This is a genomic window from Flavobacterium sp. Root901, from assembly GCF_001429765.1.
Taxonomy (GTDB): Bacteria; Bacteroidota; Bacteroidia; order Flavobacteriales; family Flavobacteriaceae; genus Flavobacterium.
The window spans coordinates 111621-127673 of record NZ_LMJB01000010.1; the positions used below are offsets into that span (position 1 = coordinate 111621).

General features: G+C 35.2%; 13 protein-coding genes. 2 read left to right on the forward strand and 11 right to left on the reverse strand.

Translation table 11 applies throughout. The annotated features are described in order from the left end of the window. Positions 1 to 29: 29 nt before the first annotated feature. Complete coding sequence (gltB, locus tag ASE21_RS20000) at positions 30 to 4547, reverse strand: glutamate synthase large subunit (RefSeq protein WP_057124466.1); 4518 nt, start codon at positions 4545 to 4547, stop codon at positions 30 to 32. A 415-nt stretch (positions 4548 to 4962) separates the two neighbouring features. Between gltB and sucC the strand changes: the two genes are divergently transcribed. Next, positions 4963 to 6156 (forward strand): ADP-forming succinate--CoA ligase subunit beta, encoded by a 1194-nt coding sequence (gene sucC / locus ASE21_RS20005; protein WP_057124467.1) that lies wholly within the window; start codon positions 4963 to 4965, stop codon positions 6154 to 6156. Between the two features lie 254 nt (positions 6157 to 6410). Here the strand turns inward: sucC and ASE21_RS20010 are convergent, their stop codons facing one another. The 3 genes from ASE21_RS20010 to ASE21_RS20020 all read right to left on the reverse strand — a co-directional run bounded on the left by ASE21_RS20010 (position 6411) and on the right by ASE21_RS20020 (position 8754). Beyond that, positions 6411 to 6872, reverse strand: coding sequence for a DUF1456 family protein (locus ASE21_RS20010; protein WP_057124637.1), 462 nt, complete (start codon positions 6870 to 6872; stop codon positions 6411 to 6413). A 97-nt stretch (positions 6873 to 6969) separates the two neighbouring features. Continuing rightward, positions 6970 to 7980 carry a dipeptide epimerase gene (locus ASE21_RS20015; RefSeq protein WP_057124468.1) on the reverse strand — a complete coding sequence of 337 codons (1011 nt, stop codon included), beginning with the start codon at positions 7978 to 7980 and terminating at the stop codon, positions 6970 to 6972. A 15-nt stretch (positions 7981 to 7995) separates the two neighbouring features. Continuing rightward, complete coding sequence (locus ASE21_RS20020) at positions 7996 to 8754, reverse strand: alpha/beta hydrolase (RefSeq protein WP_242410311.1); 759 nt, start codon at positions 8752 to 8754, stop codon at positions 7996 to 7998. 89 nt (positions 8755 to 8843) lie between these two features. On the opposite strand from ASE21_RS20020, the gene ASE21_RS20025 reads away from it, so the two are divergent. Further along, on the forward strand, positions 8844 to 9245 hold the full coding sequence (locus tag ASE21_RS20025; protein WP_057124470.1) for an excinuclease ABC subunit B: 402 nt from the start codon (positions 8844 to 8846) through the stop codon (positions 9243 to 9245). On the opposite strand, the gene uvrB is transcribed toward ASE21_RS20025, so the two are convergent. From uvrB to ASE21_RS20060, 7 genes are all read right to left on the reverse strand, one after another. Next, positions 9242 to 11233, reverse strand: coding sequence for an excinuclease ABC subunit UvrB (gene uvrB, locus ASE21_RS20030; protein WP_057124471.1), 1992 nt, complete (start codon positions 11231 to 11233; stop codon positions 9242 to 9244). The two genes, ASE21_RS20025 and uvrB, sit on opposite strands and share 4 nt — an antisense overlap. Positions 11234 to 11280: 47 nt before the next feature. Beyond that, the gene (locus tag ASE21_RS20035; protein WP_057124472.1) at positions 11281 to 12219 is read right to left on the reverse strand and encodes an alpha/beta fold hydrolase; all 939 of its coding nucleotides are present in this window, start codon (positions 12217 to 12219) and stop codon (positions 11281 to 11283) included. 193 nt (positions 12220 to 12412) lie between these two features. Then, positions 12413 to 13363, reverse strand: a complete 951-nt coding sequence (gene rlmF / locus ASE21_RS20040) for a 23S rRNA (adenine(1618)-N(6))-methyltransferase RlmF (RefSeq protein WP_057124473.1) — start codon at positions 13361 to 13363, stop codon at positions 12413 to 12415. Between the two features lie 145 nt (positions 13364 to 13508). Continuing rightward, the gene (locus ASE21_RS20045; protein WP_057124474.1) at positions 13509 to 14171 is read right to left on the reverse strand and encodes a thiamine diphosphokinase; all 663 of its coding nucleotides are present in this window, start codon (positions 14169 to 14171) and stop codon (positions 13509 to 13511) included. 84 nt (positions 14172 to 14255) lie between these two features. After that, on the reverse strand, positions 14256 to 14702 hold the full coding sequence (locus ASE21_RS20050; protein ID WP_057124475.1) for a DinB family protein: 447 nt from the start codon (positions 14700 to 14702) through the stop codon (positions 14256 to 14258). Between the two features lie 15 nt (positions 14703 to 14717). Beyond that, positions 14718 to 15200 carry a GyrI-like domain-containing protein gene (locus tag ASE21_RS20055; RefSeq protein ID WP_057124476.1) on the reverse strand — a complete coding sequence of 161 codons (483 nt, stop codon included), beginning with the start codon at positions 15198 to 15200 and terminating at the stop codon, positions 14718 to 14720. A 5-nt stretch (positions 15201 to 15205) separates the two neighbouring features. After that, on the reverse strand, positions 15206 to 16027 hold the full coding sequence (locus ASE21_RS20060) for a DUF4249 domain-containing protein (protein ID WP_057124477.1): 822 nt from the start codon (positions 16025 to 16027) through the stop codon (positions 15206 to 15208). Positions 16028 to 16053: the final 26 nt, after the last annotated feature.

Below are 16053 nucleotides of genomic sequence, written 5' to 3' on the forward strand. Positions count from 1 at the left end.
CTCAGAAACTTAGTACCTCAGAACCTTTTTTAATCAGCTATTAATTCTTCTATTTTTTTCTCTTCTGCAATTCTTTGTAATGCTTTTTTGTAATCTGTCGGCATTACTTTTACGAAGTGCTGTATTTGATTTTCCCAGTCTGCTAAAATTCTTTTTGCTAATGGACTGCTGGTATACAATGAATGGTTTTTGATCAGTTTTCGCAGTTTCGTAAGATCTTCTTCTTCCAATGGATCAAATGCAACCATTTCCATGTTACACACCTTAGAATCGAATTTCTTATTCGGATCATAAACATAAGCCACACCGCCGCTCATACCTGCTGCGAAGTTTCTTCCTGTTTTTCCTAAAACTACCACTGTACCACCGGTCATGTACTCGCATCCGTGATCTCCAATTCCTTCAACAACTGCTGTTGCTCCGGAATTTCTAACACAGAAACGCTCTCCGGCCATACCATTAATATAAGCCTCTCCGGTAATAGCTCCGTAAAGGGCAACGTTTCCAATAATGATATTTTCTTCAGGTTTGAAAGTTGCAGTAGGAGGGACTTTTACAATTAGTTTTCCTCCGGACAGCCCTTTTCCTAAATAATCATTACAGTTTCCGTGAATTTTAAATGACAATCCGTTTGTGGCAAAAGCACCAAAACTTTGTCCGGCAGAACCTTCAAAATCAACTAAAATAGTGTCATCTGGTAATCCTTGTGCGCCATATATTTTTGAGATTTCATTACTCAAAATCGCACCTACAGAACGGTCTGTATTCTTAATTTTAAATGTTACTCTTGTTTTCTCTTTTCTATAAATAGACGGAATTGCTTCTTTGATAATATCAAAATCTAATACGTTTTCAAGTTGGTGATCTTGACTGGTTGTATTGTGATTTGGCTGTGTTTTCGCTTTTTCCGGTTTGTATAGAATTGGTGATAAATCTAAACCATTTGCTTTATAATGTTTGATCGCTTTATTCACATTTAATTTTTGTGACTGACCAACCATTTCTTTTAAAGTTCTGAAACCTAACTGAGCCATAATTTCTCTCAATTCCTCAGCAATAAAATACATAAAGTTGATTACATGCTCCGGAGTTCCTTTAAAGTTTTTTCTCAATTCAGGATCCTGAGTGGCAATACCAACCGGACAAGTATTTAAGTGACAAGCTCTCATCATAATACATCCCGAAGCTACAAGCGGAGCCGTTGCAAAACCAAATTCTTCTGCTCCAAGTAAAGCTGCGATAGCAACGTCACGACCTGTTTTTAACTGTCCGTCACACTCCAGAACTACACGGCTTCTTAAATCATTCAAAATTAAAGTCTGCTGTGCTTCTGCTAAACCAAGTTCCCATGGAATACCTGTGTGTTGTAATGAAGTAAGTGGTGCAGCACCAGTTCCTCCGTCATAACCAGAAATTAAGATAACATCTGCTTTTGCTTTGGCAACACCGGCAGCGATGGTTCCAACTCCAACTTCTGATACTAATTTTACGTTTACACGAGCTTCACGGTTTGCATTTTTCAAATCATAAATCAACTGAGATAAATCCTCAATAGAATAAATATCGTGGTGAGGCGGAGGCGAAATCAAACCTACATAAGGCGTAGAGTTTCTGGTTTCGGCAATCCAAGGCACTACTTTTTCTCCCGGTAACTGCCCGCCTTCTCCAGGTTTTGCTCCCTGAGCCATTTTGATCTGGATTTCTTTAGCATTTGTCAAATAGTTGATCGAAACACCAAAACGTCCCGACGCCACTTGTTTGATCGCAGAGTTTCTGGAATCTCCGTTAATTTCTTTCTGGAAACGTTTTGGATCTTCTCCACCTTCTCCAGAGTTACTTTTTCCGCCAATTCTGTTCATTGCAATCGCTAAATTCTCATGCGCTTCCTGGCTGATAGATCCATAAGACATTGCTCCGGTTTTGAATTTCTTTACAATTTCTGTCCATGGTTCTACTTCGTCAATAGAAATAGGGTCAAGATTGTTAAATTCAAATAAACCTCTAATTGTCATTAAGTTGGAACTTTGCTCATTAACGGCATTAGAATATTCTTTATAACTTTCAGGACTGTTTAAACGAACTGCCTGTTGTAATTTAGAAATAGTGGTCGGGTTAAACATGTGTTTTTCACCACCGCGTCTCCATCTGTAAATACCTCCAATTTCAAGAGAAAGCAAGTTTGCAATTTTTGAATTTGGGAAAGCTTTCTGGAAACGTTTTTTTACTTCTTTTTCTACTTCCATTAAACCAATTCCTTCGATTCTTGAAGGTGTATATGGGAAATATTTAGATGTAAATGTTTTGTTTAATCCTAAAATCTCGAAAATCTGAGCAGCTCTGTACGAATGTAAAGTAGAGATCCCAATTTTGTTCATGATCTTAACGATACCTTTTGCAATAGCTTTGTTGTAATTTACAATAGCATAATCTGCTTTTACTCCGGTAATAAAACCTTGTGCAACCTGATCGTGAATGATTTCGTTTACCATGTAAGGATTGATGGCACTTGCACCGTATCCAAACAATAAAGCAAAATGATGCGGTTCACGTGGTTCTGCAGATTCAATTATGATTCCGAATTTAGAACGAACCTGTAAAATGTTCAAAGAGTGGTGAATATAAGAACACGCCAACAACATTGGAATTGGTGCTAATTCTTCGCTTACGCCTCTATCTGACAAGATAATGATATTGCATCCTTCATTAACCGCTTTAAAAGTTGCCTGAACGCATTTTTCAAGAGCGCGCTCCAAGCCGTTAACTCCTTTTTCTATTTTATATAAAGTAGAAATTGTAGCCGATTTGAAATCTGCGTGATCGATATTTCTGATTTTATCCAAATCCTCGTTAGAAATAACCGGATTCTGGATTTTTAATTTTTTACATTGTTTAGATTCAATTTCGAAAATGTTGAAATCTCCTCCAACTGCCAAACTAATATCAGTAATGATTTCTTCACGAATACCATCCAAAGGCGGATTAGTAACCTGAGCAAATAATTGTTTGAAATAGTTGTATAATAACTGAGGCTGATCTGATAATACTGCCAAAGGTGTATCGTTACCCATAGAACTGATTGCTTCAGCTCCCTGACCACCCATTGGGTTAATGATCGTTTTTAAATCTTCAATAGTATAACCAAACAAACGCTGTCTTGTTAAGAAATCTAATTTTTCAACAGGAGTAGGGTTGTTAGTATAAGGAACTTTAGATAAAGGCAATAAGTTTTCATCTAACCATTCCTGATAAGGACGTTTTGTAACTATCGCTTTTTTAACTTCTTCATCTTCTATAATTCTTCCTTCGTTCATGTCAACCAGGAACATTTTTCCAGGCTCTAAACGTCCGTGCTGAATTACATCTTCCGGATCGATGTCAAGAACACCAATTTCAGATGACATAATTACGAAACCGCTATGCGTTAAAGTATAACGGGAAGGACGAAGTCCGTTTCTGTCCAGTAAAGCTCCAATCACATTTCCATCAGTAAACGGAATAGAAGCAGGACCATCCCAAGGTTCCATAATACAAGCATTAAACTCGTAGAAAGCTCTTTTCTCCGGAGACATTGTCTGGTGTTTTTCCCAGGCTTCAGGAACAACCATCATCATCGCTTCTGGCAATGAACGACCTGTCATTAATAAAAGCTCCACCACCATATCCATAGAAGCAGAATCAGATTTTCCTTCTAAGATAATAGGGAATAATTTTTTGATATCATCACCAAAAACTTTGCTTTGCATCAGCTCTTCACGAGCACGCATACGGCTTACGTTTCCACGAAGTGTATTGATCTCACCATTATGACACATATATCTAAATGGCTGTGCAAGATCCCAAGACGGGAATGTATTAGTAGAGAAACGCTGGTGTACAAGTGCAAGACGAGTTACCAGGTCCGGATCTTTTAAATCTATATAATAACGGCTGATGTCTTCCGGCATCAATAGACCTTTATATATTATAGTAGTGGTCGATAAACTAGAAAAATAAAACATGTGGCTTTCAGAAGTTTTGGATCCTCTTACGGCATGTTCGGCAATTTTTCTGGCTGCAAAAAGTTTTGCATTAAATTCTTGTTCAGTTAAATCCTGTCCATTTTTAGAAACGAAAACTTGTTTAACTGTCGGTTCTTTTTCTGCGGCGATCTGCCCTAAATTTTCAACGTCAACAGGTACATCTCTCCAGCCTAAGATCTTTAAGTTCTGATCTTTAACGGTTGCTTCAAATGCATTGATACAAAAAGAAACCTGGTTTTTGCTTTTTGGTAAAAAAACCATTCCTACTGCATACTCACGAGTTTCAGGGATTTCAAAGTCACATACCTTCTTAAAAAAATCATGTGGGATGTCGAATAAAATTCCGGCCCCGTCACCAGTTCTTCCATCAGAACTAACGGCACCACGATGTTCCAATTTAATTAAGATGTCTAATGCTTTGTGAATAATATCATTTGATTTAATACCATTCAAATTACAAATAAATCCTGCACCACAATTGTCGTGTTCAAATTCAGGCAGATAAAGCCCTTGTTCTTTAACTTTCATTCTTGATATTTTTTCTACAAAAATAAAGATTTCGTTAAACATAATGTATTGAAATTATACTTTCGCTTACATTTTTGTTGTAATATTAGAAAAAGGCTTCTTAATTGATAATAATATTATATTAACCATTGCGAAATGATAAAATGATAATCTCAATTAAAATATATTAAGAAAAATCGTCGTAAGGCTAATAAAATCAATGATTTTTTTGTTAAATATCAAACGTTTTAGTGGATTCCAGTTAACTTTAACAAATCATTACGTTAACTATTTCTTTGCGTTGAAAAAGAATAAACGTTTAATACCTATATGCGTCATTTTTTAATAGAAAAAGATTTTACTATTAAGTTGTATTTTGTTACTTTTGTCGCACTTTTATTCTGAAATAAATTCAGAACCAGACAAATTCAATATTATGAACATACACGAATATCAAGGAAAAGAAATTTTAGCGAGTTACGGAGTACGCGTACAACGCGGAATTGTGGCTAACAATGCGGTTGAAGCTGTAGCTGCTGCAAAACAATTAACTGCCGAAACTGGTACAGGATGGCACGTAATAAAAGCACAAATTCACGCAGGTGGTCGTGGAAAAGGCGGTGGAGTTAAGCTGGCAAAAAACTTACAACAAGTTGAAGAGTTAGCGCAGCAAATCATCGGAATGCAGTTAATTACACCTCAGACTCCGCCTGAAGGTAAAAAAGTAAATAAGGTATTAGTTGCAGAAGATGTTTACTATCCGGGTGAAAGTGAAACTTCTGAATTTTATGTTTCTGTTTTATTGAATAGAGGTACAGGACGCAACATGATCATGTATTCTACTGAAGGTGGAATGGATATCGAAGAAGTTGCTGAACATACTCCACACTTAATCTTTACAGAAGAAATTGATCCTTCTGTTGGATTACAAGGTTTCCAGGCCAGAAGAATTGCTTTCAATTTAGGTCTTTCAGGAAATGCTTTTAAAGAAATGGTGAAATTCATTGATGCATTATACAATGCTTACATTGGTTCTGATGCTTCTATGTTTGAAATCAATCCGGTTCTTAAAACTTCTGATAACAAAATCTTAGCTGTTGATGCTAAAGTAAATATTGACGATAACGCTTTATACAGACAACCAAAATATGCTGAAATGAGAGATATCCGTGAGGAGAATCCAATTGAAGTTGAAGCTAAAGAAGTTGGTCTAAACTATGTTGACCTTGATGGTACTGTAGGATGTATGGTAAACGGAGCTGGTCTTGCTATGGCAACAATGGACTTAATTAAATATGCTGGTTTTGAGCCTGCTAACTTCCTTGACGTTGGTGGAACTGCAGATGCTAAGCGTGTTGAAACAGCTTTCCGTATTATCTTAAAAGATCCAAACGTAAAAGCTATCTTAATTAACATCTTCGGAGGAATCGTTCGTTGTGACCGTGTTGCTCAGGGTGTAGTTGATGCTTACAAAAACATGGGTGACGCTATTAAAGTGCCAATCATTGTACGTTTACAAGGAACAAACGCTGAAATTGCAAAAGAATTAATTGATAATTCTGGTATGCCAATTTTATCAGCTGTTCAGTTCCAGGAAGCTGCTGACCAGGTTAAAGCTGCTCTTTCTTAATTAAAATAAGAAATTCAATTATAAAAAAAACCATTCCCAAAAGGAATGGTTTTTTTATGTTCAAAGCATATCGTAGAGACGCACTGCAGTGCGTCTACGCAAAGTTTAGCAATGTGGTTACAAAACGTGAGATTCGTAAAAAAATGATTTTCATTAAAAAATATAGCCACAGATTTTACAGATTAAAAGGATTTAAAATCAATATAATCTGTGAAATCTGTGGCTAAAAAATCTCTGCGTACTTTGCGGTTAATTTACTTCTTATTTTTCCCGTTTTTGTAAACCACTTTTTCTACCACTTGTACTTTTCCATTTCCTTTTGGGAATTCCTTCTTCTTGGGTCTTTTTGCAGCTCCTGTATTTGAAGGTTTTTGATCACCTCTTCCTTTTTCGCTGTCTTTTGGCGCAGCTTTAAATTCAGGTCTCTCTTTAGATGTTTCTTTCTTCGGAATTTCAGCTTTGTGTTTTGCTAAAACATCATTTGGGTTTTTCGGATTTTCTTTTGTTCCTCTTAAATGAATTACTAATCCGTTTAAGAAGTTTCTCAAAACCTGATCGCCGCATTCCATATAATTTGGATGATCTTCGGCCCTGAAAAAAGCGCCCAATTCAGATTTGGAAATTCTAAAATCTACTAATTCTAAAATCTCTACTATTTGATCGTCACGGAGCATTAAAGCCACGCGTAGTTTTTTAAGTATATCGTTGTTTGTCATTTTTCTTTTTTGTTTCAAGTGTAAGATTTCAGGTTTCAGGTTTTAAATCTTATTTCTGAAATATTTCTACAAAGGTACATTATTTTAAAAGGAAATGTTAGAATAATGTTACGCCAATTCCTGTCTTCTCAGGATAAATGGTTTTTCCATATTTAATTGAAACTCCGCTTGCAATATCTTCTGCCAAAAGAAGCGCGCCATCCATATCGACATAATCGAGTTCCGGTAATAAATGGGCAATTGCAGAAATTCCAACAGACGATTCTGTCATACATCCCACCATTGTTTTTAAACCAAGTTTTTTCGCTTCGGCAATCATTCTTCTTCCCGGAGTTATGCCGCCGCATTTCATCAATTTAATATTTACGCCATGAAAATGATTATAACACTTTGCGACATCTTCTTCTTTTATACAGCTTTCATCGGCTATTATTGGTAAAACCGATTTTGTAAAAACCTCTCGCTGACCATCCCAGTCATCTGCATTTAAAGGCTGTTCAATAAATTCAATATTTAAATTTTTAAAAGCCTTTGCATTGTTTAAAGTTTCCCCGACTGTCCAGGCGCAATTGGCATCGACCCTGAAAATAGCATCGCTGTGTTTTCGCAATTCGGTTACAATGGTAATATCATCGGGAGTTCCGAGTTTAATTTTATAAATAGGCCAGGGAAGTTCTTCCATTTTTTTGACCATATTTTCGACGGTATCAATTCCAATCGTATAATTCGTCAACGGATTATGACCAATATCGTAATTCCACAATTCGTATAGTTTTTTACCTTTTTTACGGGCATATAAGTCATTATAGGCATTGTCCAGCGCACATAACGCAAACGGATTATTTTTTAAAAACGGAGCAATTTTTGTCCAGAATTCTTCAGGGGTTTCAGTTGAAGTTTCTTCAATCAGCGTACGAATCTGTTCGATATCATTTTGCAGAATTTCGATTGTAATATTATAATACGGATTTGAAGTTGCTTCTCCATACCCAAAAAATCCGTCTTGTTCTAATATTACAATTAGCGAAGGCTGAAAATCAATTGTTTTTCTCGAAATTCGAAAAGTATGTTTTAATTTTAAATCGTAAGCTTTTAAGGTAAGTTTCATAAATTAAAAATAGAATTAATAGCCTAACCACAAAATTGCCTCTGCAAAATTGTCTCTCCATAATTTTTCATTATGTTCGCCGCCTTTTACAACTTTCGATTTAGTGAGATGAAGACAATAGCAGCGTTTTGTATCCAATAACTTTTCCATTTTTGTCATGTCTTTTACCATATTTTCGTCTTCCTTATCACCGCATAAAAAATAAAATTTCGTTTTAACTTTTGGTGTGTTTTCGGTAAAGGTGTAAATGTCATTTGTATACCAAAAGGAAGGAGAAAAAATGCCGGCTTTTCCAAAAACGTCAGGATATTTAAGGGCTGCATAATACGAAACCAAACCGCCAAGTGAACTTCCAAAAATGATCGTATTTTTCTTTTTTGGTTTGGTTCTGTAGTTTTTATCGATGTAAGGTTTTAATGTTTTTACGATAAATTCCAAATAATTATCTGCATTTCCGCCACCGTATTTTTCATTTTTAAAAGGCGTTAATTCGTCTATGCGTTTCTCATTTCCGTGTTCAATTCCAACTACGATGACCTGCGCTTTTAAGCTGTCTAATTTTTCGTCGACATTCCATTCTCCTACAAAAGAAGTTTTGGCATCAAACAGATTTTGGGCATCGTGCATATAAATCACGCTGTATTTTTTGGCTGAAGCCGAATAATTTTCAGGAAGATAAATCCAGATTTTCTTTTTTGTATTTAATTGAAGAGCTTCAATTGTAAAGCTTGAAACGTTTTTTGATGCAGTACTTTGTGCATTTCCGGAAATCATCCAAAGAAATATAAATATGAAAAATCCCCGAATCATAAGATTTTGTGTTTTAAAATTAAAAGAATATTTTAGCTAAAAATAACAAATTGATGAATACCGAGGCACAAAAGAAAAGTTTACTTTTAGAATTGATTACATTTTCGACTGTCGATGGGCAATTGCATAAAAGAGAGTATGATTTTTTGTGGAAAGTTGCTCAGGAATTGCATGTTGATCCGGAGGTTTTTCGTGATTTATTTCATCAGGAAACAAAGCCGGTGATAGTAAAATCTGAATTTCAGCGTATTCAGCAGTTTTACAGATTAGCTTTAATTATGCATTGCGATGGAATTTTACACGAAAAGGAAGCAAAAGCCATCCGACAGATTGCAATCGAAATGGGATTAAATCCAAGTGCGGTAAAACGAATTTTAGATTTGATGAAAAAGGCTCCAAACGCTATGATTGAGCCTAAAGTTTTATTAAGAGTGTTTCAGGAACAACACAATTAAGATAATTGTTCCTGTAATTTTTTAATATCGTCACGCAGTTTTGCGGCCTGCATAAAATCCAGGTCTTTTGCTGCTTTTTCCATCGATTTTCGTTTTTCACGAATCATTTTTTCCAGCTCAGCTTTTGACATATAGGCTGTTTCCGGTTCTGCAGCAGCCGGTAAAGTATGTCCTAATTCGTATTCTACTAAAGGATTTTTTGTAAACGCGCTTTCGATTTTTTTATTTAATGCCTGAGGCGTAATGTTATTTTCAACATTAAAATTAATCTGTTTTGTTCTTCTGTAATTGGTTTCGTCAATTGTTCGCTGCATACTCGCCGTAATTTTATCAGCATACAAAATGGCTTTACCATTTAAGTTCCTTGCGGCACGCCCAATGGTTTGAGTTAAAGAACGATGATTTCTTAAAAAACCTTCTTTATCTGCATCTAAAATGGCTACAAGTGAAACTTCAGGTAAATCTAAACCTTCACGAAGTAAGTTTACACCAATTAAAACATCAAATATACCTTTTCGTAAATCCTGCATAATTTCGATACGTTCCAATGTATCAACTTCAGAATGTATATAACGACAGCGGATGCTGACTTTAGTCAAATATTTGGCTAATTCTTCGGCCATTCTTTTTGTCAGAGTTGTAACCAAAACCCTTTCGTCTAATTCGCAGCGAACCTGAATTTCTTCAATTAAATCATCAATTTGATTTAAACTTGGGCGAACTTCAATAACAGGATCTAATAATCCCGTTGGACGGATGATCTGCTCGACATAAATACCATCAGATTTTTGCAATTCATAATCAGCAGGAGTTGCCGATACGTAAATTACCTGATTTTGTAAGGCTTCGAATTCTTCAAATTTTAAAGGCCGGTTGTCCATAGCGGCAGGTAAACGAAAACCATATTCGACTAGATTTTCTTTACGGCTCCTGTCGCCTCCATACATGGCATGAACCTGCGAAACGGTTACGTGGCTTTCATCAACAACCATTAAATAATCACTTGGAAAATAATCCAGTAAACAGAAAGGTCTTGTTCCGGCTTGTCTTCCGTCAAGATATCTTGAATAATTTTCAATTCCGGAGCAGTAACCTAATTCCCGAATCATTTCAAGGTCGAAATTAGTTCTTTCTTCCAGACGTTTAGCTTCTAAATGTTTGCCAATTTCTTTAAAATAGTCTACTTGTTTTACCAAATCCTGCTGAATTTCCCAAATAGCACCTTGTAAAACTTCCGGAGAAGTCACAAACATATTGGCCGGGTAAATTGTCAGTCTTTTAAATTTTTGAATAACCTGAGAAGTCTTGGCATCAAAAGATTCTATTTCTTCAATTTCATCTCCAAAAAAGTGTATTCTGTAAGCATCGTCGGCATAACTTGGGTAAACTTCAACAGTATCCCCTTTAATCCTGAAAGTTCCAGGATTAAAATCAGCTTCAGTTCTGGCATATAAACTTTGCACAAGACTATGAAGCAGTTTTGTTCTCGAAATAACCTGATCTCGGGTTATTTCAATTACGTTCTTTTTAAATTCAACTGGATTTCCAATACCGTAAAGACAAGACACGGAGGCCACTACCAAAACATCTCGTCGTCCTGAAAGGAGTGATGAAGTAGTGCTTAAACGCATTTTTTCAAGTTCTTCATTGATAGATAAATCTTTTTCAATAAAAACTCCGGTTACGGGCATAAAAGCTTCAGGCTGATAATAGTCGTAGTAAGAAACGAAATATTCAACCGCATTATTCGGAAAAAACTGTTTGAATTCAGAATACAGCTGCGCCGCCAAAGTTTTGTTATGTGCCAAAACCAAAGTAGGACGCTGAACTTCCTGAATAACATTTGCAACAGTAAATGTTTTACCAGATCCTGTAACTCCTAATAAAGTTTGATATTTTTCTCCGTCGATTACACCTTGTGCCAATTTTTGAATCGCTTGGGGCTGATCTCCTTTTGGACTATATTCTGAAGCTACTTGGAAATTCATTTGGTACTGATGAAAAATTAGTTTTGTAAAGATACAAAGTTTAAAAGCTATTCTAAAAAATTAATAACAGCATCATTGGTAATTTTGGGCTGATCGATTGTTAAAAAATGCCCCGCATCTTTTATAATCTGCGATTTACTGTTTGGTAAATGTTTTTTTGCACGTTCCAGACTTTCTTCGGAATTAATAACATCTTTATCGCCAATTAAAACTAAAACCGGATTTTGAACAGATTCTAATTCCTTATCTGAAAAAGGATGCATTTTAAGCATACTGGAATTTGATTTTGCATATTTGTTGGCTAAATAAAACTGTCTTTTATAAATCGGACTTATTTTTTCAGGATGTGTTGAAAATGCTGTAAGCGTTTTTCCGAATTTCTTTTCATTTGGAAAAAGTTTCAGCATTAATGCCGAAGTTGTTTTGCCAACCTTATCGATAAATTTAAAGGTTTGCGCCGGGCTCAATAAAACTATTTTATCTATTGAATTGTTTTTCTGTGTGGCTAAAAGAGTTGCAATCCACCCGCCGCGTGAAGCGCCAATTATATCGAATTTTTTTAATTTATAATGATCAAAAATTTCATTGTAATAAATAACAATTTCTTCTGATGAAAGTGGTTTTGCAGTTAAGTTTGATTTATTGGGCTCCATTATAAAATCGATGGCATAAATACGATGATTTTTAGCTAAGGCTTTAATGTTTGGATACCACATGGTAGAACTGGCGTCCATTCCGTGTAGTAAAACTAAAGCTTTTCCGTTTTTTGGACCAGCGGTAATGACATGCGCAGTTCCAAATGAAGTTTTAATATCTTCTTGATTATAAAGGATTTCCCAGAGTTTTAAAGATTTGTCGTAAGCAGTTTGATATTTTTGTTCTTCACTTTTAGTTTTAAAGACATAATCATCAAATTTTGGTTTCTTTGAAGCACAGCTTGTTACTAAAAATAATACTATTGCAAGACGGGTGTATAGTTTTAACATGATAAATAAGTTCAATTTCAACTTAAAATTACCATTATTGGAGGCGAAAAGTGTATCAGAATTTAATTTTAAAGTATCATAATTTTAAGATTTATACTTTTATGTTGAAAACATTAAACCAAATAACATTTGAAATAATAATTAAATAAATTCAGGAAAACAGATTATGAAGTTTTGTATTGGAATCAAATATTTATAAAAACCATTTTTTCTGTTCTTCTTCCTTTAGAAAACTCCACGCAACAATACGGCTGTTTTTCTGGCCTTGCGACATTTCGATTGTTTTCACAGAAACTGCATTGACTTTTTGTAATGTTTTATAGATCGATGAAAGATTTTCTTTTTTAGAAACCAAAGTAGTAAACCATAGACATTGCGAAGCGTATTTTGCACTTTCGTAAATCATTTGAGTTACAAATCCAATTTCTCCGCCGTTACACCACAATTCGGCATTTTGACCGCCAAAATTTAGAACAGGATTTGTATTTCTTTTTTCTTTAGGATTTAAATTTGATACTTTTCTGGCAGCGCTTTTATTCGCTTCTTCGGCAGAAGCATGAAAAGGCGGATTACACATCGTGAATGTAAACCGATCTTCGGGAATTATAATGTTTTTAAAAATAAATCGGGGTTCGGTTTGCTGCTGTAAACTAATTGAATCGATTAATTTTGGATTTGCTTCGATAATTTTACTGCAGTTTTCAATTGCTTTTTTATCAATATCTGTCGCAACAAAAGCCCAGTCATAAATCGAATTTCCTAATATCGGATAGATTAGATTGGAGCCTGTTCCGATATCTAATCCCAAAACAGACTTTCCATCAGGAAGCTGGTTATTATTCGTTTCTGTTAATAAATCAGCAATGTAATGAATATAATCAGTACGTCCCGGAATAGGCGGACAGAGATAATTTAAAGGAATGTTCCAATAATCAATATTGTAATATGTTTTTAAAAGCGCTCTGTTTAAGGTTTTTACAGCGGCAGGATTACTAAAATCAATGGTTTCTATTCCATATTTATTGATGGAAATAAAAGCTTTTAATTCCGGACAATTTGAAATAAGAAGTTCAAAATCATATCGGGAGCGATGAAGATTTCTTGGATGTAAATTGTCTTTTTTGGGATTGTTTTCTGCTTTCATTTTGATTTATTTCGGTGCAAAGATAGGTATTCCTTTTTTGAAGAAAGATTTTATTATGAAACCGACTGCCATAGCCCTGATGGGAACGGCATCCTTTTATGGTGGGGTTCACCATAAAAGATATAGTGGACAGCAGGATTAGCTTCTAATCAAAACATTCCATTAATAATAAATCTCCGTTTGTGTGAGAAATAGTGACAAGACCATCTTCTTTAACCGAATTGCTGCTTCCGGTTCTGTAACCCATTGTTAAAGTATCATTTTGCAGCGGATAATCTAAATTGGTAGAATAAATTCCGTTTACTACGCCAATGGGAATCAGCGAAATAGGCGTTTTTGCGGTATACCATTTTTCAAATTTTGCTGGTAGAAGGAAAATCTTAGAATGATCGTCCAGAATAACAATTTTAAGTAAATCGCGGTAACGAACAATATTCGTAAGATTGGTAATCGTATGATCTGCCCGTTTTCCTGTTGCCCAAACAACATTTACAGCCGGGATTTTTCGTTTAATCAGATAATCAAAAGCTTTCTCCAAATCGGTTTTATCCTGATCCGGAGTGTGAACAATTTCCAGCGGATATTGTGAAGTTTTATAAATTTCGGGATCAAAACCACGGTCAAAATCACCTAAAAGGACATCGACTTTTATTCCTAATTCAATCACTCTCTCTATGGCTGAGTCTAATACAATAACCAGCGGGGACCATTCGAGCAGCTGACCTAACAATTCAGGATTGCAGGCAGCTCCGTTTGCAATTATCAAAGCTGGTTCCTGATCGTCTCGGACTATATGATGTGATGACATGTGAGTTTTTTTGAATGTTTTGCAAATGTACAGCTAGAAATTTAGATTTCTGATTTTACCTTTTAGATTTTACGTTAGATTTTTTCATCGGTCTAATAAACGACGATGATAATTAATCTGCCCTAAATGGTAAGCTAAATGTGTAGAAAGGTGAACGAGGAAGAATCCGGTTGTCATTTCTTTTTCGAAAACAATCTGCGGATAAATTGAATTTAAATCCCCTTCGGTTAGTTTGTCCAGTGCATTATTTACAACTGCGATTGTGTTTTCAATTTTCTGAATTAATTCTGATTTTGAAATGTCTTTTAGAGAAAATTCTAAAGGGCGATCACGGATATATCCTGTTTTTCCAATTTCTGCTCCAATATAAGTATTGAGGTTTCCCACTAAATGCAGACAAAGATTTCCGGCAGAATTTGAAATATCGTTTTCAACGGCCCAAATTTGTTTTTCGAATTCGTACGATTCAATTTCAAATTTAAGTTTATTCAAATCTCGGTTTAAAAGCGTTTTTAGAGTTTCAATCAGCATGTTTTTAGGCTAAAGTTAGTTTCTTTTTTTTATCGGAATCCAAATTTCTTCTTCAGAATCAGGATCGTCTTTTTTGTATTTATGATCCATTACTGCAAAATGAGGTCTGTCGTCAGCAAGATATTCAGAATTTGGCAGCCATTCTGCAAAGATAGTATGATAGGTTTTATGACCTTCTGATGCAGGCCCATAATGTATAAAAACAGCATATAAGCCATTTGGAACAATAAGAGTTTCCATTTCTGACGGCACATTTGTGTAATCACTAACTTCTACAGCAGCCCATTTTTGAAAAGTTTTATCCGGATCAAAATTATCAAAATGACCGTCAGGGAAAACTTCTAGCGAATACAAATTATCATTTGTCGTATTTAGGATTTCTTTTCTTTTTGGCATAAAACCACTCCATAGTTGAAATGTTTTATTATCCGTAAAAGACATTTCTATATATCTTCCAACCAGCTTTTTCTCAGCTAATGTTTCAATTCTGGGTTCCATTTTTTTTATTGAATTTTAAATTTTTTAGTCTGGCTTTCACTTAGAGAAAAATAACCTAAAGGATAGTTTGCTTTGTTGGTTGTATTGATGATGTTCCCTTTTACGGTTGCGGGCGGCGATTGAAAAGGCCCGCCAACATTGCTTCCGGCGATACTTACCAAAATATTCATGTAATTGTAGTATTGTTTTGAAATTCCGTAATGTGTTATTTCTATCTCGTCGCCGGCTTTTAGTTCGTCGTCATCAGAAACACTGAAGAATTCATTTCCCTGAAAAAATTTATCTTCATCTGCATAAAAATTGGACGTAACTTTGTTGGAATACACATATTTATACAAATAAAAATTATCAGCATCGGCAGGATCATTATAATATGCCCTTACCTCGATGTCTTCTCCGGTAAATCCGCCTTCGTTATTTTGCTCAATTCTCGTAATTGGTGCTACAGATTTTAGAATTTCTGATGCTGTATAAGTGTTTCCGCCGCTAATAACGGTTAAAGTGTAAGTTTCGTTAATTTTTGGAGAAAAATTATTGCAGAGATAACGACCTGTTTTTTGAACTTCTGTAAAATTAAATTGTTCATTCTGACTGTTTCGAATGTAGATTTGAGCTCCGGAAACAGTTGGAATTACTTCCTGAAAATACCCTGTTGTTGTCGTTAATTTGATCGACTGCTGTTTTCCTGTTGTACCTTTTTGCCAGTTAATAGCGGCTTCGATAACCAGTTTTGGCGGCGCGGTATCTAAATCAACATCAACTACTTCTTCACAGCTTGTAAAGAAAACCGATACAAATAAGACGATTAATGCGGTTGCTTTTTTCATAAGAACTCTTTTTATTTCTTAGAGAA